Genomic DNA, 17,672 nt, shown 5'->3' on the forward strand with positions numbered 1-17,672 from the left:
TTAGGGGGAGTCATTCATTATGATCTGGGTCGCAGTTGTTATTACAATGCTGTTGTTTATTCTTGTGGCAAAGCCAACGGGAATCTATTTAGAGAAAGCCTTTCAAGGGAGTAAAAAGCTAGATAAAGTATTCGGGCCTTTTGAAAAACTTATTTTTAAAATTACGGGTGTAAAAGAATACAATCAAACGTGGAAACAGTACGCGTTGTCATTAGTTTTATTAAATGGATTTATGATTGTTGTCGTATATTTCATTTTCAGACTGCAAGGAGTATTGCCATTAAATCCAGCACACATTGAAGGAATGGAGCCTACGCTCGCTTTTAATACAGCAATTAGTTTTATGGCTGATACAAACTTACAGCATTATAGCGGTGAAAATGGTTTATCTTATTTATCACAATTAATCGGAATTACATTTTTAATGTTTGCAGCGCCGGCAACGACATTAGCACTTGTAATGGCGTTTATAAGGGGGCTTGCTGGAAAAGAACTCGGTAACTTTTTCGTTGATTTTACGAGAGCACTAACGAGAGTATTTCTTCCTATCGCATTTATTGCAGCACTAGTCTTTGTCGCCCTTGGCGTACCACAAACGTTAGACGGTGCCGTTACAGCACATACGATTGAAGGTGCAAAGCAAAGTATATTACGCGGACCAGTTGCATCATTCGTGTCCATTAAGGAACTTGGAAATAACGGTGGTGGATTTTTCGGAGCCAACTCTACACATCCTTTTGAAAATCCAGGGCAAATGAGTAATATTTTGCAAATGATGCTTATGATGTTATTGCCAACAGCACTTCCATTTACGTACGGACGAATGGTAGGAAATAAAAAACAAGGTCGCATCCTTTTCGTTTCACTATTCATGGTGTTTTTACTAGGGTTTATAACGATTACGACATCTGAACTAAACGGGAATCCGGTATTAAATGGAATGGGGATTGAACATGTACAAGGAAGTACAGAAGGAAAAGAAGTGAGGTTCGGAACAGTATTTTCTTCATTATACGCAACAGTAACGACAGCTGCTGAAACCGGAGCGGTGAATACGATGCATGATACGTTAACACCAATTGGCGGTCTAGTACCACTCGTAAATATGATGTTAAATACAGTATACGGCGGCGTTGGAGCAGGATTTGTGAACATTATTATGTATGCGATTATCGCAGTCTTTATATCTGGATTAATGGTTGGACGGACACCAGAATTTTTAGGTAAAAAGATTGAAGGTAAGGAGATGAAATTGATTGCAGTAACGATATTATTTCATCCATTGCTTATTTTAGGATTTTCAGCATTAGCTCTCTCAACGAGTTTAGGAACGGATGCAATTTCTCACTCCGGTTTCCACGGTTTAACGCAAGTTGTATATGAGTATACATCGTCAGCTGCGAATAACGGATCTGGATTTGAAGGATTAGCAGATAATACACCGTTTTGGAATATTACCACTGGTTTAGTTATGTTTTTAGGACGCTATTTCAGCTTAATTACGATGCTAGCTGTTGCAGCTTCATTGAAAGAGAAGACGGTAGTACCAGAAACAGTTGGGACATTCCGTACGGATAATAGTTTATTTGGTGGCATTTTTATCGGAACGATTGTAATTGTCGGTGCGTTAACATTTTTCCCGATGTTAGTACTTGGCCCAATTGCAGAATTTCTTACATTGAAGTAATGGAGGGTAAATGATGAGACCGGTAGTAGTAAAAGAAAAAAGAGTAAATGAGTCACAAATACATGCGGTAGAAGATGAGGTTAGACAAGCGAAAACGATGGATCGTGATATCGTGAAACACGCGATGAAGCAATCCTTTGCGAAATTGAACCCGAAAGTCATGATAAAGAATCCGATTATGTTCGTTGTAGAAATTGGATTTATCATTACGTTCATTTTATCCTTTCTTCCAAGTAGTTCTAGTAGTGTACCAGGATGGTTTAATATAACAGTTTCTCTCATTCTATTATTTACAGTTTTATTTGCTAACTTTGCAGAAGCGTTAGCGGAAGGGCGGGGGAAAGCGCAAGCTGATTCTTTAAAACAATCGAAGAAAGATGTGTTTGCAAATGTTGTAAAAGAAAATGGAGACATTGTTCAAGTTTCAGCAACTGATCTAAGAAAAGGTGACGTTGTTATTGTAAAACAAGGAGAAATGATTCCAAATGATGGTGAAGTAATTAAAGGATTAGCATCTGTAGATGAATCTGCAATTACAGGTGAATCAGCTCCTGTAATAAAAGAAGCGGGCGGTGATTTTTGTTCTGTAACAGGCGGAACGATGGTCGTAAGTGATGAAATTACGATTGAAATTACGAGTAACCCTGGTGAATCATTTATTGATAAAATGATTTCTTTAGTAGAAGGAGCTGCCCGTCAAAAAACGCCGAATGAAATTGCTTTAAATACAGTATTAACGAGTTTAACTCTTATTTTCTTAATCGTTGTTGTGACGTTACCGATTTTTACAAACTATTTAGGATTTCAAATTGATACAGCTGTACTTGTAGCACTGTTAGTTTGTTTAATTCCAACAACCATTGGTGGGTTATTATCAGCAATTGGTATCGCCGGGATGGACCGCGTGACAAAGTTTAACGTGTTAGCAATGTCAGGGAAAGCAGTAGAAGCTGCGGGTGATATTAATACAATTATTTTAGATAAAACAGGTACGATTACTTTCGGGAACCGAATGGCACATACACTGCTTCCTGTAGGAAATGAGACGATTGAGCAAGTAGGAAAATGGGCTGCGATTAGCTCAGTTTTAGATGAAACACCAGAAGGTCGATCTGTTATCGAATATGTAAAAACGAAAGCTCTATCATATGATAGAGCACTTGCAGAACAAGGTGAGTTTGTTCCATTTAAAGCAGAAACGAGAATGAGCGGTGTTGATTTACAGGATGGAACGAAAGTAAGAAAAGGTGCTGTAGGTAGCGTGATTGAATGGGTTCAATCACAGGGTGGAACGATTCCGAAAGATGTAAATCAAAAAGCAGATTTCATTTCAAAAGAGGGAGGGACACCACTTGTAGTTGCAGTGGATAATCGTGTTTACGGTTTAATTTATTTAAAGGATACAGTAAAACCAGGTATGCGTGAGCGTTTTGAACAATTGCGCCAAATGGGGATTAAAACGGTTATGTGTACAGGTGATAATCCGTTAACAGCAGCAACGATTGCAAAAGAAGCAGGGGTAGATGAATTCGTTGCTGAGTGTAAACCAGAAGATAAAATTGCGGTTATTAAAGCAGAGCAAGATAAAGGGAAACTTGTAGCAATGACGGGTGATGGTACAAATGATGCGCCGGCATTAGCGCAGGCTGACGTTGGATTAGCAATGAATAGTGGGACGACAGCTGCGAAAGAAGCAGCAAATATGATTGATTTAGATTCGAACCCGACAAAAATTATTGAGGTTGTAGGAATCGGTAAGCAATTGTTAATGACACGTGGTGCGTTAACGACGTTTAGTATTGCGAACGATATTGCAAAATATTTTGCAATCATTCCAGCAATGTTTACACTTGCGATTCCGCAAATGGAAGCATTAAACATTATGAAATTAACATCACCACTGTCAGCGATTTTATCTGCATTAATATTTAATGCAGTTATTATTCCATTACTCATTCCATTGGCGATGAAAGGTATCGCATATAAACCGATGAGTTCGAATGCACTACTTGGCCGAAACCTATTTATTTACGGGCTTGGCGGAGTCATTGTACCGTTCATTGGAATTAAAGTAATTGATATGATTGTCGGCTTGTTCATATAAGGAAGAGGGGAAAAAGATGGCGAAGAAACAAAGTATACTATCACCAATCATCCGTATTACTTTTACATTTTTAGTGTTATGCGGCCTCATATACCCGCTTATTGTAACTGGTATTGCACAAGCAGTAATGAAGGATAATGCGGATGGAAGTCTAATATATAATGATAAAAATGAAGTGATTGGTTCTAAATTAATTGGGCAAAATTTCACAGATCCACGTTATTTTCAGGGGCGTGTTTCTAGTATTGAATATAAAGCAGAAGCATCTGGGTCTAATAACTATGCGCCTTCTGATCCAGATTTATTGAAACGAGTAGAGAAAAGTATTGAAGAGTGGAAGAAACAAAACCCAACTGTTCCAGTTACAGAGGTGCCAATCGATTTAGTGACGAATTCAGGTTCAGGGCTAGATCCTGACATTAGTCCGAAGGCGGCTTCCGTACAGGTAGAGCGCATCTCGAAATTAACGAAAATCCCAAAAGAAATGCTGGATCAGTTGATTAAAGATCAAACAGAAGGTGCAGCACTTGGTTTATTTGGAGAAGATCGCGTGAACGTTTTAAAGTTAAATTTGGAATTACAGAAACTACTGAAATAGTAACAGTGCTACCTCAATCTAATGGATTGAGGTAGCGTTGTTTCGAAAGAAAGGCTGTGAGTATTTTGTATGCGGATGACTATAAACCCACTTTTCAAAGGCGAACACCAGAAGAGTATTTAGAATATATTCGTCAGCAACACCGCGGGAAGTTAAAGCTATACGTAGGGGCGGCTCCAGGAGTAGGGAAAAGTTATAAAATGCTCTTTGATGCAAGAGAGATGAAAAAAGACGGTACGGATATTGTAATTGGTTTAATTGAAACGCATGGAAGAAAAGAGACAGAAGAAGCAATTGCTGATTTAGAAAAAGTTCCTTTAAAAGAAATAGATTATAAAGGGAAAGTATTTTATGAACTCGATGTGGAAGGAATTATAAAACGTGCACCACAGGTAGTTGTAGTGGATGAACTTGCGCATAGCAATATTCCTGGATCTAAAAATAAGAAACGTTATATGGATGTACAGGAATTGCTAGATGCGGGTATATCCGTCTTATCAGCTTTTAATATTCAACATTTAGAAAGCGTTCATGATATTGTAGCACAAATTACAAATGTCAAAGTAAGAGAACGTATTCCGGATTTTATTTTACAAAAAGCGAGTGAAATTCAGCTTGTCGATGCAACGCCCGAGGTATTAAGGAAGAGATTGATAGACGGGAAGATATATAAAGAAGAAAAAATAGAGCAAAGCTTACAAAATTTCTTTACGCTCAATAATTTAGGGGCACTAAGAGAATTATCACTTCGGGAAGTTGCCGATGATATGGACGAGAAAATTAGCCAAACCGTTATAGAACCGATTGGTGTGAAAGAAAAAATTCTCGTTTGTGTACAATACAGTTCAACAGCAGAGAAGTTAATAAGAAGAGGTTGGCGTATGGCAGATCGCTTAAACGCTGAATTGTATGTATTAAATGTTGAAAGGGAAAATATAGATTCGCTTTCAGCGGGGAAAAAGCAAACGATTGAAGAGTGGAAGTCGCTAACGAATCAATTTGATGCAAGTTTTGTATTAGAAGAAGCAGGCGGTAGAAAGCCGGCTGATGTTATTATTGAAGTCGCGAAAAAACTACAAGTAACGCAAATTTTACTCGGACAATCAGCAAGAACAAGGTGGGAAGAAATTCGAAAAGGTTCAATTGTAAATGAAATTATGAGGCAAACGAAGTATATTGATATTCATATCGTTGCGGATCAAAGAGCTTAAAATAGAGACCATCTGTAGGTCTCTATTTTACTTTTTGTGTGGCGGGGAAGCGTAGCATTTTCATCGCATATAAGATTATGATTAGAAACATAATTGCACCTAGGAAGAAAATCCAAAAGTAATTTTGATTAAATAAAAGAAATCCACCTACAAGTGGCCCTGTGCTCATACCGAGATAGCGGATGAAGTTGTACATACCGATAGCAGTTGCGCGTTCTTGTACGAATTCTTCCGTTAATAAAGTAGTATGAGTGGGCATCGAAAGCCCCATACTAAAACCGTACAAAGATGTAACGATAATGATGAATGGGATATTGATGCTATATGTGAAAGAGAATAAAGTGACACATATAATATTGAAGAAACTAGTAATGAATAAGGCTTGCTTTGTTGTGAGGCGCTTTTGCAAAAATTTATAGCAATAACTTCCTAACATAATAGAAAGGGACATCGGTACAAACATAAGACCAATTTCACTTGCAGTTAGGTGAAATGAATTTGTTAAAATGCTCGGTAAAAAAACGAGAAAGCAAAAGTAAATACAAAATTGAATAAAGCCAATAAGAGTAATAGAAAATCCAGTTTTATTTTTTAATATAAACCAGTAATTCTTTTTTGCCTTAGGTTGCTTAATTACAGTTGGTTTTGTTTCTGGAAGTAGTGAAATGTTTATAATTAATAAGAGAATGCAAAGCATAGATAAAAATAAAAATACGGATAAGTGGCCATTTATACTGCCAAGATAACCACCAATGAGGGGGCAAATCGTAGGTGCAAGAGCAAGTAACATTTGATACAGGCTCATCGCTTCTCCGCGCTCTTTTCCTTCAAATAAATCACCGATAATCGTTGCTGCAACTACAGGGATAGCAGCTATTCCTATAGCTTGAACAGCCCTAAAAAATAGAAATAAATAAACGTTCGCCGAAAAAGCACATCCGATTGAACCAATTGTGCTAATGATTAAACTAGGGATAAGGACAGATTTTCTTCCTTTTGTATCAACTAAAGGCCCATATACGAGCTGCATAATTGCAAGAACGAATGTGAAAAGTGAAACTGTTACATTTACAAGATAAATAGAAGTGTGAAAAGAAGCTTGAATCATCGGCAAGATAGGTGTGTAAATATTTTGAGCGAAGGAACCGAGTAAGGCACTAATACAGACAACATACAAAATGAAATTTAATTTGGATTTTTTCATCATGTTAACCTCCTTGTCATTTGGTTTCCTTGGAAACTAAATTTATTTTAACATGATTTTCTCACTTGTAAATATGAAAAAATGACTTTAAAATGGTATATAGTTAAATTGTTTCTTTGGAAACTTAGGGGGCGAGTGGATTGGATCATGCAACGAAACAAATGGAAATACTTTCGCACATTCGTACACTTTTGCATAAAAAAGAAGAACATTTGAAAGGACAAAACGAGAAGTTTCTTCGTGAGACAGGTATAAGTGGTATGTCTTTATCTGAGTTACATGTGATCGAGTGTATCGGGAAAAATGGCTTGATGAATGTAACTGCTATTACAACAGAAATGGGAATGACGAAGGGTGCAATCTCTAAAATTTGTACAAAGTTGTTTCAAAAGAAATTCGTTGAGAAGATGCAAATGTTAGATAATCAAAAAGAAATATTCTTCCGCTTAACGGAAAGCGGAAATGAAATATATAAAGCTCATGATAAATTGCATAAACAAGCTGAAGAAAAGTGGCTGCTACTGTTAGATGGATATACGAAAGAAGAGCAAGATTTTATTCAAAGGTTTATAAAGGATGTCTCCAAACATTTGGAAATATAATTGGAAGAAAAAACTCCTTCATTTCAAGCCTTTTGAATATAATTTCTAAAAAAACTCATATATAATAGAAAAAGATACTTAACATAGTGAATATTTAAAGAGTCAATATATAAAGAGGAGAGAATAACATGCTTGAAAATACGGGGTTAGTATTAGAAGGCGGCGGTATGCGTGGTGTATATACGGGCGGGATATTAGAATACTTTATGGAACAAGATTTATACTTTCCATATGTAATCGGTGTATCAGCTGGTGCTTGTCATGCGGCGTCGTATCTTTCCAGACAAAGAAATAGAAATAAAACAGTAAATATTGATTATGCATCACACCCACAATATTTATCGTATAAAAACTTATGGAAAAAACGTCAGCTATTTGATATGGATTTCATTTTTCATGAAATTCCAGAAAAGCATGTACCGTTTGATTTTGAAACATACTTTAATAGCCCAGAGCGTTTCCTTGTAGGGACGACGGATTGTGAAACAGGACAGTCTGTTTATTTTGAAAAGGAGGGAACGAATGATGATGCACTAAATTTATTACAAGCATCTAGTTCATTACCTTTCATTGCACCAGTAGTACATTACCGAGGTAAGCAGTTGTTAGATGGTGGGATTTCTGATCCAATTCCAGTTCGAAAAGCACAATCAGACGGTTTCAAAAAATCAGTCGTTATCTTGACGAGAAACCATGGTTATGCGAAGAAAAAATCAAAATTTGGCTGGATTGCAACGAAAGCTTATAAAAAATATCCGAACCTTGTTAACACGATGTTAGCTCGTTATGAAGTGTATAATGAAACACTTCACTACATTGAAAAAGAAGAGCAAGCAGGGAATTTATTTGTTATTCGTCCAGAAGTACAACTTCAAGTAGATCGTATGGAAAAAGATACGGCAAAACTACAAAATCTATATGAGCAAGGCTATGAAGATGCAAAGAGACAGTTTGCAGATTTACAGGCGTTCTTGCAAAAATAAGTATTAGGCTGTGGAGAAGAGTTTCTCCGCAGCCTTTTTTGTATTGCTTATCCGTTACTTTTTAAAAATGTATGAATGTTTAAGGGTTTAAAGAGTTTGTAAAACATATGGGTGTCTTATTGAGGAGAAGTTATTTGAAGGATATTATGATGATGTAGCGCTACTAAACTATTTAATTTATGAGGTGATTGTTAATGAAAGGAAAAGTTGTTTCAATTACGACTTTAGTATTATTAGCAACATCAATCTCAACAAGTGCATTCTATCCAACTTTAAGTGGTCACAAAAGCGGTAATCTACTATCTTACAGAGCTCAAACGACTACGAATCAAAATGCATCTCGCTGTGCAGTAGCAATTTCTTTTATTAATTCAAATGGAAATAATTCATATATTGAAAGCGCTTCGGATAAATTAGGATCCCATGAATCTGGAAGAGCATTAAATGCTACTGTGAGTAATGGTGCATATAACGCCTTTGGTGCAAAAGGACTATACTCTGAGCATTATGCTAATGAGGATAATGACTATCAAGAAGAGATTCGTAAAGGTAATTTTGATAGTAATGGAAACTTACGATTACAAAGGTACCTTTAATAGTAATAGGAACTTACGATTACAGTAATAAAAAATATTAAATAGCTGTCTTTATAAATATTTGGATAAGGAGAAGGGGATGTTCATCGTCTCCTTCTTATCTAAAAGGAGCAGAGACATGTATTTAGCTTTTAAAAATATAAAAAGAAACAAACTATTTTCAGTAATTCTTCTTATGGCATTTTTTATTTCTTTTCTTTCTATATCAGTTGCCGCGCTTTTAACAGAGTCTAAACGAAATTTTATATCTGCTTTTCAAATCGGTTTCCCAGAAAAAAATCAAATTTTAACTGTTCCGATAGCGAATGCAACTGAATTGGAAGCGATAATTCCTTTCATACAAGATACTTTTGTGAAAAGTGATATTTACGTAGAGCATTTAAAAGCATTAAATAGTTCAGGGGCAACAAAGATCATAGCTGTGAACTTAAAAGATGAGTATTATTGGACGCCATATATTTCTGAAGGGCAATATTTTCATCGTGAAAATGTAAATGATATGGTTGTTGGTGATCAAACGAATGTAGAGGAATTATATGAATTTGATGATACATATAAAAAAATAGGAACTATATCGAGAAAAGACAGTGACGTCGGCGTAGCAGGCATATACGTTCCACTTCAAAACTTACCTACTATATCTAAAAAAGGTATTATCGCGAGTAAACAATTACAATTAACAGTTGTTAACCCTACATCATCTATCCATAACGAAATAAAAACTTTTATGAATAAGAGCAAAGAAGTAATTTCGGGTGAGGTTCAAATACTGAATGAAATAGATCTTCAGGAACTAAATGTAACATATATAGATCCAGCAAATAAGTATTATTATAAATTCATTCTTGTTGCAATTGCTTCTGGCATTTCTGCGGTTTTATTTTGGATTTATAAAAAAGAAAGAGAGATTGCATTAAAAAAAGCAGTAGGTGCTTCTAATATGTCTATTTACTGCGAACTATATATTCAAATTTTGTTTATTTCTCTAGCAGCGATGTTGTTGGTTTTTCTTACGTTAGAAATATTTTCTGGAATAATTCATACGTATTTTCAGACATACTTATTAAAACCATTAACACTATATGTATTGATATGTAATGTTGTTTTTATAATTTTTCTTACAATGTTTGTTACTGTAATTCCAATCAAGCACATTATAAATATATATCCCGGAAAACATTTAAGAACGTAGGAGGTCTTCATGTTTTTTATATTTGATTCTATACGGTCTGTGAAAAAACGGTTGTTACCAAGTTTGATTATAGTAATTTCTTTAATTATTGCATTTTCTTCAGCAATAGAATTTGTTAGTAATCTTTCGGGATATCGAAAAATGATGACGGTAGCAAATAATTTATCGACTCATAAAAATTTCTATGAACTTTATGCGACGCAAGATATAACGTTGTTTAGCGAAGAAAAAGCGAAAAGTGATTATCAACATTTCATTCAAGCGTTATCTAATACGATATCAATAACAAATACAACAAATTATTTGTTCCGTAACTATTCACTTAGTTTAAAAAAAGAAAATGGAACGATAAAGACTCTTATTATTGATAAAGATATTAATAAATACTTTCATATACGACTTTTACAAGGAAGATATTTTGAGGAATCGGAATTTCATAAATCAGTATTTGATATTAGACCTGTTATATTAGGTGCTAATTATAAAGAAAAGGTATCTATTGGTGATGTCATACTATCTGGAAAAATGAAGCTAAAAGTAATAGGTTTTTTAGAAAAAAATTCACCATTTACATATCCTCGAAGCGGTGAAATATCGGATAATCGTATTACATTATTAGATGACATGGCTATTTTACCAATTGGAACAGAAGAAATAGAATTTTATAGTGTAGAACTTTTATACAATGGGCTGATTATAGAAACAAATGGAAAAGTGGATATAAATGAATTTCAAAAGAAAGTATTAAAGGTAACGGAAGGTAAGGGTTATTCGTATTATGTTACAAATCCGAATAAATTGTTAGAAAATGAAAAGCAAGGCATTGATAATATGTCATACCCCTTATTATTAAGCGGTACAGTTTTATTTTTTTCATTTATATCTATTTTATTAACATCAATGGCAGCGCTTTATATGGAGCGTAAAAATATTTCTATTAAATCAGCATTAGGAGCAAGTACTTTTCAACTATGTCTTACGTTTGTTATTGAGTATATGTTGTTATTTATTTTATCTATATGTATAGGAATTATGTATTTTCAATGGGAGAATAGCGGAGTAATTGAAATTCAGAAAGGGCTAGAAAATAGTACAGTATCTTTCTTTGGAACGTTACAAGTCTCTATAGAATCATTGATTGTTATAGGTGCTCTATCAATTGTAATGATCCTCATTATATATGCAATCATTTACTTCAATGTACTAAAAATAAAAAATACATATATGAAAGAGGTGTTATAGATGATTCAGCTCGCAAATGTGGCTAAGGGATACGGAAAGAGTAATTTTAGTACTTTAAAAGATATTAATCTTACAATAGAAAAAGGCGAAATGATAGCCATTATGGGACCATCTGGTTCAGGGAAATCAACCTTACTTAACATTATTGGCTTAATTGATAGCCCCTCTACTGGAAAGTATTTTTTAGATGGCATGGATACGAGTACATTAAAGTCAAACTATCATAAGTATAGAAATAAGGAAGTTGGATTTGTGTTTCAGAACTTTTCGCTACTAGATGATTATACAGTTATTGAAAATGTAATGCTTCCACTTATATATAGAAGAATTTCTCATAAGAAACGTATACAAATATCAAAAGAAATGCTGGAAATGGTAGGGCTTGAGAGGCATATTAACAAATATCCTTACGAGTTATCAGGTGGAGAACAGCAAAGAACAGCCATAGCAAGGGCTTTAGCACAAGATACAAAAATTATACTTGCTGATGAACCGACTGGTGCTCTCGATCAAGAAAACGGGGACAAAATTATGAGCATTTTAAAAGAAATTAATAAACAAGGAAAAACGGTACTAGTTGTAACACACGATCAAAAGGTAGCTGAATATTGTGAGAGGACAATAAGTTTGCTTGATGGAAATATACAATAAGTAACATGGTATAATATGGATGAAAGTATGTGGAGAGGTGATACATATGGAAAATGTATATAAAGGGCTTAGACATACTGGATTTACTGCAATGCTTATTTTTGGCGGTGCATTTCTGCTGCGCTGGTTGATTTATGATGAAATGCTACTAGATCAGCTTATTGGGTTTAGTGTAGGAATGATGATGGTTATTTCATCGGTTTTCATTCAAAAGTGTAGTAAAGAATTACAGGTAGATGAGAGGTATTAGAAATTGTGAGCTCCCTTTATATTTTGAGGGGGCTTTTTTATTTATGAAAAAATCCCTCTTTATGAGGGATTTTAATGTGGTAAGAAAATCAATTGATAAGCGAACAAGATTCCAAATACGTATACAAGTGGGTGAACAGAACGGAATTTACCTTTTGCCACTTTCATAAGTGGGTATGAAATAAATCCAAGTGCGATACCTGTTGCGATACTTGATGTAAGTGGCATGCTTAAGATTACTAAGAATGCTGGGAATGCTTCATCAAATGCGTCCCAATCGATGTGGCGAACTGAACCCATCATAAGACTACCAACGATAATTAATGATGGTGCAGTAATAGCTGATACACCAGAAACGGCACTTACTAATGGTCCGAAGAATGCTGCTAGTGCGAATAGAACAGCTACTGTAACAGTTGTTAAACCAGTACGACCACCAGCTGCAACACCAGCAGATGATTCAATGTAAGCTGTTGATGGTGTTGTTCCAAACATAGAACCGATTGTTGCTGAGAATGAGTCAGATAGAAGAGCTCGTCCAGCTTTTGGAAGCTTTCCATCTTTCATAAAGCCACCTTGTTGAGCTACACCAAGTAATGTACCTGTTGTATCGAATAATGTAACAAGGAAGAATGAAAATACAACGCCGTACAATCCGTAGTTAATTACATCAGATACAGCAGTAATTGGATTTGAAACGATAATTCCTTCTGGTAATCCAGGCATTGATGTAACACCGTTTGAGAATGTTAATTGTCCTGTGAAGAAAGCGATAATACCAGTTAATAGCATTCCGATAAATAGCGCACCATTTACATTTAAAGACATAAGGACAATTGTAATTCCAAGTCCAGCTAATGCTAGTAGTACTGGAGCAGAGTGAAGATCACCAAGTCCAACTAAGTTTGCATCGTTTTTTGTAACGATACCTGTTAAACGTAAACCGATAAAGGCGATGAAAAGACCGATACCAGCAGTAATTGCATGTTTTAAGTTTTCAGGAATTGCTTCCATTAATTTTGTACGGAAAGATGTGAATGATAACAAAATTAAAATCATACCTGCTACGAATACAGCAGAGAATGCAATTGCGAAAGTCATGCCTTCATGAGCTTTTACAACAGAGTAAGAGAAGTAAGCATTTAATCCCATACCTGGTGCAATTGCGATTGGTAAGTTTGTAAAAATCGCCATAAATAATGTTCCGACAACAGCAGCGATAATTGTTGCTGTAAATGCTTGTTCAAATGGAACGCCTGCATCCCCAAGGATGACAGGGTTTACGACAATGATATATGCCATTGTTAAGAAGGTAATAATACCTGCCATAATTTCAGTTTTAATAGAAGTTTTATGTTTTGAAAGGTTAAACATATAAACATCCTTTCTGTTTACGAATAATTTCCACAACAGTTATATATAATATTCGTTTTTTAACTATTTTGCAATAGTTTTGCATAAAAAGTTTATAACAACTCATATTTTGTGTCTTAAATTCGAATATTAATCGTAAAACGATGTGTGAATTGCAGTTTTTATTGTGCGCATTATAAGGAAAAGGAGTTGATAGAAGCTATGCCACAGCAAAAAAACTTTGTAACAATGCCTGCGCAACATCAAAATAAACAGCCTGGTATTGAATCATTAATGAATCCATGTCCCCAGTTTGAAGATCCGAATTATAAAGGTAGCGAAAAGTTAAAAGGAAAGAATGTATTAATTACAGGAGGAGATAGTGGGATTGGACGAGCTGTTTCCATCGCTTTTGCGAAAGAGGGAGCAAATATTGCGATTGCGTATTTAGATGAGGATGAAGATGCAAATGAGACGAAGCGACGTGTAGAACAAGAAGGTGTAAAGTGTGTGTTGTTACCGGGTGATTTAAGCGATGAACAGCATTGTAAAGATATTGTAGAAGAGACCGTTCGGCAGCTAGGTAGTTTACATGTTTTAGTAAATAATGTCGCGCAGCAATATCCGCAGCAAGGATTAGAGTATATTACAGCAGAACAGCTAGAAAAGACTTTTCGTATTAATATTTTTTCTTATTTTCACGTTACGAAAGCAGCACTTTCTCATTTAAAGCAAGGGGATGTCATTATAAATACGGCGTCTATCGTTGCGTATGAAGGAAATGAAACTCTAATTGATTATTCCGCAACGAAAGGAGCAATCGTAGCTTTTACAAGATCACTTTCTCAATCGTTAGTGCAAAAAGGGATTCGTGTAAATGGTGTAGCGCCGGGACCAATTTGGACACCACTTATCCCATCGAGTTTTGATGAGAAGAAAGTCTCTCAGTTTGGGAGTAATGTTCCGATGCAAAGACCTGGTCAACCATATGAACTAGCGCCAGCATATGTATACTTAGCGTCTGGTGATTCATCCTATGTTACCGGGCAAATGATACATGTAAATGGGGGTGTTATCGTAAATGGATAGTTTTCATTTATAAGAGCAAAGTAAAGTTAATTCCACTTATTATAGTGAGCGCTAGGGGGGATATAGATGAAAAAGTTATGTTTCTTCATACTATTATTTTTCATCCTACCGGTTAGTGCTTTTGCTGATACAGATCATTTAATATTAGTGAATCTTATGACAAACCAGTTGTCTTTTTTTGAAAATGGAAATTATAAAAAAACATTCCCCGTAACAACTGGAAGAGATCGTACACCTACGCCTGAAGGTAGTTTTTGTATTATAACTAAATTTAAAAATAAAGAATATCATCGAAAAAAAATACCTGGTGGTGCGCCAAATAATCCTCTCGGTACACGTTGGTTAGGTCTGGATAAAAAGGAGTATGCAATTCATGGAACAAATCGGGAATGGACGATTGGAAGCCGAGAGTCAAATGGTTGTATTCGCATGCATGATCGGGATATACAATGGTTATATGATCGGGTGCAATTACAGACGAAAGTAATTATTTCTCGCTTTCATACGAGCCCCGAGTATGAAGCGAATAAGCTTGGTTACCGCGTTGTGAGTTGGAATGGTCGTAAAGTAGAAGAAGAGCAAATTGGTATGCTTACGTTAGTAGACCGCGTGGATATATATTGGCAAGAACCAAATGGACAGTTAACAAAAGTGAAAACGATATTGCCAAACGAAAGATATGCAGTGTACTCAAAACGAAAAGATGGAATATATTATATAGGAAATAATTTGTATATAGTGGATGAAACAGGAGAAAAAATTCGTTATGAGCAAATTCCTACTTCGACTTTAAGTAATATATATAAACGGAAATATAATATTCCGTAATGGCTACCGTATTATAGACGGTAGCTTATTTCTACTTTGAGTTTAACTGCAACTATTGTATTTTGCTGAATATAATACAGTACAGATAGGGGGCGGTTACATTATGAAAAGTGAATTTGCTTTTAAAGTTTTCTTAGTAACGACCTGTTTATTTATCGTGTATTTGTATGCGTTTCTCGTCTTCTCTTTTTATGTTCCATATGTTGATTTAATATTGTTTTTCGGATTTATTTGGGCATTTGTGAAAGCGAGAGAAGGAGAGAAGAGTATATATCGGCGCATTACTCTATGTGGGACAGCTATTCTCGTTATTTTGTACTTTTTTATGATGCATGATTTTTGGAGAGGGATGTAAAAAAAGCATACGAGTAATCGTATGCTTTTTATGTTTAATATTTTGGCTTAAACGTATGACAACAAGTTTCTACACTCGCTGTTACAGAACTTTCTAGCGTCTCGTTTGTTAAAACCGCGCCTGTATACGAATCATTTGCATTCGAACCAGCCTCTTGTGCATCTGGTTGAACAACGATTGCACTTGCTTGACAAAAGTTACCTTGTCCCCAAAATGAGCAATTGGAAACAGAACATTTCACTTCTGGCATAAAACCCCCTCCTTATACATTAGTTTGGGATTTTATGTCCATTTCATGTGTAGAAGGAGTTTCCTTTTCTCGTTATTTTTTCGTTTGTTCAAGCCATTCTTTTAATTTGTCTTCCGGTTGTTCACCACTAATACGGCTTACTTCTTTGCCATCTTTAAAGTGAATGATTGTTGGAGTTCCTTTAATTTTATATTCATCCCAAGGAACATCTAGTTTTTCAATATCCATAACTTTCATATCAACGTTCAAGTCTTTAGCCATCGGTACTACGACAGGAGATAACTTTTGACAATGAACACAAGATGTTTGATAAAAGTATACTGTTTCTTCTTTTTTCTCTTTTAAATTCTTTTGAAGATCTGAAAGAGAGATTTTATTTGTATAGTAGTCAGGGCCATTTGTCTTACTATCAGTAGCATTATCAATTTTTTGGCTAGTAGCATTTTTTTCTTCCATTTGTGTGACAGCGAAAATTGCTGCAAACAAGGCGATAATAATACCACCAAATATAAGCATTTTTTTCATTGTTTCATCTCCTTATTTGTTTTTAATTACAATAAAGCTACAAACAGCGATTGTGATAAAGCCGATAAGTGCTAAAAACGGGATTGTCACAAAGCCGAACCAGTTTATGTATTCTCCCGTACATGGTACACGACCGCAAGCCGCTCCAGCAGCTGAAAATGCCGCGATTTTTTGAATTGCATAGTGATATAAAGAAATACAAGCACCAATACTTGCGATTGGTAAAGAATAACTTGCGATACGGTAATCTTTTTTTACTACAGCGATACCGAGCCATAAAACGAATGGATACATAAAAATACGTTGATACCAACAAAGGACGCAAGGCTCAAATTTCATGATTTCGGAAAAGTATAGACTTCCTAGTGTAGCGATAAAAGAAGCTCCCCACGCGGTAAATAAAGCATATTCTTGCTTTTTTTCTCGTCCCATATTTTATACCTCACTTATAATAGTTACATACTAAATTATAGTATGAAGTGGCACAGAAAAGAAAGAAAAAATATGTTTATCAATAAAAGTTTTATAAGGGGAAACTTTTATTGATATAAACATTTTAAAAAAGCGCTATTCTCCAGAAGAGAATAGCGCTATATTTTACATTTGAATTTGCTCTACTTCATCTATATGTGACTTTTGGGATGCGTGGTCAATATATTGAAATAGGAGCTGCAATTGTTTGTCAACTTCTGGTAGTTCTTTACTGTATTGATAAGCGTGTAAAAAATGCTCAATACGTTTAGAAAATAATTGATCGTTCGTTTGAACCATGAGAACGAGTAATTTATCCCAATTACAACAATACGTGTAATAGAGAGCTTTATCATAGTCGTTATATGTTTGCACTGTGTACCCTCCTTACTGAGGAGTTATATATAGTGTGTGAAAAGCAAGGAGAAATACACTTGAAAGAATTTGTTAAGAAAAAAAGTGAATGAAAAGAAAAAACGAGG

At 35.1% G+C, this 17,672-nt stretch carries 20 protein-coding genes; 14 read left to right on the top strand and 6 right to left on the bottom strand.

The genetic code is table 11. The features are described from left to right. The first annotated feature begins 19 nt into the window (after positions 1–19). Genes kdpA through kdpDN form a run of 4 tightly spaced genes read left to right on the top strand, consistent with a single transcriptional unit; the run spans position 20 to position 5,600 of the window. On the top strand, positions 20–1,687 hold the full coding sequence (gene kdpA / locus KVT31_RS09100; protein ID WP_088095218.1) for a potassium-transporting ATPase subunit KdpA: 1,668 nt from the start codon (positions 20–22) through the stop codon (positions 1,685–1,687). Positions 1,688–1,700: 13 nt separating this feature from the next. After that, positions 1,701–3,791, top strand: coding sequence for a potassium-transporting ATPase subunit KdpB (kdpB, locus tag KVT31_RS09105; protein ID WP_140392349.1), 2,091 nt, complete (start codon positions 1,701–1,703; stop codon positions 3,789–3,791). A 16-nt stretch (positions 3,792–3,807) separates the two neighbouring features. After that, positions 3,808–4,389 (top strand): K(+)-transporting ATPase subunit C, encoded by a 582-nt coding sequence (gene kdpC / locus KVT31_RS09110; RefSeq protein WP_088095220.1) that lies wholly within the window; start codon positions 3,808–3,810, stop codon positions 4,387–4,389. Positions 4,390–4,445: 56 nt separating this feature from the next. Then, entirely contained in the window at positions 4,446–5,600 is a 1,155-nt protein-coding gene (kdpDN, locus tag KVT31_RS09115) for a KdpD-like non-kinase potassium sensor (RefSeq protein WP_088095221.1), read from the top strand. 22 nt (positions 5,601–5,622) lie between these two features. Here the strand turns inward: kdpDN and KVT31_RS09120 are convergent, their stop codons facing one another. Beyond that, the gene (locus KVT31_RS09120; RefSeq protein ID WP_088095222.1) at positions 5,623–6,804 is read right to left on the bottom strand and encodes an MFS transporter; all 1,182 of its coding nucleotides are present in this window, start codon (positions 6,802–6,804) and stop codon (positions 5,623–5,625) included. 140 nt (positions 6,805–6,944) lie between these two features. Here KVT31_RS09120 and KVT31_RS09125 point away from each other — a divergent pair, with 140 nt between their 5' ends. The 7 genes from KVT31_RS09125 to KVT31_RS09155 all read left to right on the top strand — a co-directional run bounded on the left by KVT31_RS09125 (position 6,945) and on the right by KVT31_RS09155 (position 12,320). Further along, a complete protein-coding gene (locus KVT31_RS09125) occupies positions 6,945–7,406 on the top strand; it encodes a MarR family transcriptional regulator (RefSeq protein WP_088095223.1) in 462 nt (153 codons plus the stop codon). 128 nt (positions 7,407–7,534) lie between these two features. Then, a complete protein-coding gene (locus KVT31_RS09130) occupies positions 7,535–8,389 on the top strand; it encodes a patatin-like phospholipase family protein (RefSeq protein WP_088095224.1) in 855 nt (284 codons plus the stop codon). 194 nt (positions 8,390–8,583) lie between these two features. Continuing rightward, positions 8,584–8,985: a hypothetical protein gene (locus tag KVT31_RS09135; RefSeq protein WP_140392350.1), complete on the top strand. Its 402-nt coding sequence runs from the start codon at positions 8,584–8,586 to the stop codon at positions 8,983–8,985. A gap of 118 nt (positions 8,986–9,103) precedes the next feature. Next, a complete protein-coding gene (locus KVT31_RS09140; protein WP_088095226.1) occupies positions 9,104–10,177 on the top strand; it encodes an ABC transporter permease in 1,074 nt (357 codons plus the stop codon). A 9-nt stretch (positions 10,178–10,186) separates the two neighbouring features. Beyond that, a complete protein-coding gene (locus KVT31_RS09145; RefSeq protein WP_088095227.1) occupies positions 10,187–11,419 on the top strand; it encodes an ABC transporter permease in 1,233 nt (410 codons plus the stop codon). After that, entirely contained in the window at positions 11,420–12,070 is a 651-nt protein-coding gene (locus KVT31_RS09150; RefSeq protein ID WP_088095228.1) for an ABC transporter ATP-binding protein, read from the top strand. It abuts the gene before it with no gap. Positions 12,071–12,107: 37 nt separating this feature from the next. Next, on the top strand, positions 12,108–12,320 hold the full coding sequence (locus KVT31_RS09155; protein WP_140392351.1) for a hypothetical protein: 213 nt from the start codon (positions 12,108–12,110) through the stop codon (positions 12,318–12,320). Positions 12,321–12,391: 71 nt separating this feature from the next. On the opposite strand, the gene KVT31_RS09160 is transcribed toward KVT31_RS09155, so the two are convergent. Beyond that, positions 12,392–13,693, bottom strand: a complete 1,302-nt coding sequence (locus KVT31_RS09160) for an NCS2 family permease (RefSeq protein WP_088095230.1) — start codon at positions 13,691–13,693, stop codon at positions 12,392–12,394. Between the two features lie 201 nt (positions 13,694–13,894). Here KVT31_RS09160 and KVT31_RS09165 point away from each other — a divergent pair, with 201 nt between their 5' ends. The 3 genes from KVT31_RS09165 to KVT31_RS09175 all read left to right on the top strand — a co-directional run bounded on the left by KVT31_RS09165 (position 13,895) and on the right by KVT31_RS09175 (position 15,944). Then, the gene (locus tag KVT31_RS09165) at positions 13,895–14,761 is read left to right on the top strand and encodes an SDR family oxidoreductase (protein WP_088095231.1); all 867 of its coding nucleotides are present in this window, start codon (positions 13,895–13,897) and stop codon (positions 14,759–14,761) included. 66 nt (positions 14,762–14,827) lie between these two features. After that, positions 14,828–15,589 (top strand): L,D-transpeptidase, encoded by a 762-nt coding sequence (locus KVT31_RS09170; RefSeq protein ID WP_088095232.1) that lies wholly within the window; start codon positions 14,828–14,830, stop codon positions 15,587–15,589. 103 nt (positions 15,590–15,692) lie between these two features. Continuing rightward, the gene (locus KVT31_RS09175) at positions 15,693–15,944 is read left to right on the top strand and encodes a hypothetical protein (RefSeq protein WP_088095233.1); all 252 of its coding nucleotides are present in this window, start codon (positions 15,693–15,695) and stop codon (positions 15,942–15,944) included. A gap of 34 nt (positions 15,945–15,978) precedes the next feature. On the opposite strand, the gene KVT31_RS09180 is transcribed toward KVT31_RS09175, so the two are convergent. The 4 genes from KVT31_RS09180 to KVT31_RS09195 form a co-directional block, all read right to left on the bottom strand. Then, positions 15,979–16,194 (bottom strand): DUF1540 domain-containing protein, encoded by a 216-nt coding sequence (locus tag KVT31_RS09180; protein WP_088095234.1) that lies wholly within the window; start codon positions 16,192–16,194, stop codon positions 15,979–15,981. A 72-nt stretch (positions 16,195–16,266) separates the two neighbouring features. After that, positions 16,267–16,719, bottom strand: a complete 453-nt coding sequence (locus KVT31_RS09185; protein ID WP_088095235.1) for a thioredoxin family protein — start codon at positions 16,717–16,719, stop codon at positions 16,267–16,269. 12 nt (positions 16,720–16,731) lie between these two features. Beyond that, a complete protein-coding gene (locus tag KVT31_RS09190; RefSeq protein ID WP_000532256.1) occupies positions 16,732–17,151 on the bottom strand; it encodes a disulfide formation protein C in 420 nt (139 codons plus the stop codon). Between the two features lie 165 nt (positions 17,152–17,316). Then, on the bottom strand, positions 17,317–17,565 hold the full coding sequence (locus tag KVT31_RS09195) for a YhdB family protein (RefSeq protein ID WP_048526289.1): 249 nt from the start codon (positions 17,563–17,565) through the stop codon (positions 17,317–17,319). Between the last annotated feature and the right edge of the window lie 107 nt (positions 17,566–17,672).

Source organism: Bacillus sp. GbtcB14 (assembly GCF_019091205.1).
GTDB classification, from domain to species: Bacteria; Bacillota; Bacilli; order Bacillales; family Bacillaceae_G; genus Bacillus_A; species Bacillus_A cereus_AG.

Coding starts and splice junctions, on each gene's coding strand:
- kdpA (WP_088095218.1), top strand. CDS start 20: ATGATCTGGGTCGCAGTTGTTATTACAATGCTGTTGTTTATTCTTGTG.
- kdpB (WP_140392349.1), top strand. CDS start 1,701: ATGAGACCGGTAGTAGTAAAAGAAAAAAGAGTAAATGAGTCACAAATA.
- kdpC (WP_088095220.1), top strand. CDS start 3,808: ATGGCGAAGAAACAAAGTATACTATCACCAATCATCCGTATTACTTTT.
- KVT31_RS09120 (WP_088095222.1), bottom strand. CDS start 6,804: ATGAAAAAATCCAAATTAAATTTCATTTTGTATGTTGTCTGTATTAGT.
- KVT31_RS09130 (WP_088095224.1), top strand. CDS start 7,535: ATGCTTGAAAATACGGGGTTAGTATTAGAAGGCGGCGGTATGCGTGGT.
- KVT31_RS09135 (WP_140392350.1), top strand. CDS start 8,584: ATGAAAGGAAAAGTTGTTTCAATTACGACTTTAGTATTATTAGCAACA.
- KVT31_RS09140 (WP_088095226.1), top strand. CDS start 9,104: ATGTATTTAGCTTTTAAAAATATAAAAAGAAACAAACTATTTTCAGTA.
- KVT31_RS09145 (WP_088095227.1), top strand. CDS start 10,187: ATGTTTTTTATATTTGATTCTATACGGTCTGTGAAAAAACGGTTGTTA.
- KVT31_RS09150 (WP_088095228.1), top strand. CDS start 11,420: ATGATTCAGCTCGCAAATGTGGCTAAGGGATACGGAAAGAGTAATTTT.
- KVT31_RS09160 (WP_088095230.1), bottom strand. CDS start 13,693: ATGTTTAACCTTTCAAAACATAAAACTTCTATTAAAACTGAAATTATG.
- KVT31_RS09165 (WP_088095231.1), top strand. CDS start 13,895: ATGCCACAGCAAAAAAACTTTGTAACAATGCCTGCGCAACATCAAAAT.
- KVT31_RS09170 (WP_088095232.1), top strand. CDS start 14,828: ATGAAAAAGTTATGTTTCTTCATACTATTATTTTTCATCCTACCGGTT.
- KVT31_RS09175 (WP_088095233.1), top strand. CDS start 15,693: ATGAAAAGTGAATTTGCTTTTAAAGTTTTCTTAGTAACGACCTGTTTA.
- KVT31_RS09180 (WP_088095234.1), bottom strand. CDS start 16,194: ATGCCAGAAGTGAAATGTTCTGTTTCCAATTGCTCATTTTGGGGACAA.
- KVT31_RS09185 (WP_088095235.1), bottom strand. CDS start 16,719: ATGAAAAAAATGCTTATATTTGGTGGTATTATTATCGCCTTGTTTGCA.
- KVT31_RS09190 (WP_000532256.1), bottom strand. CDS start 17,151: ATGGGACGAGAAAAAAAGCAAGAATATGCTTTATTTACCGCGTGGGGA.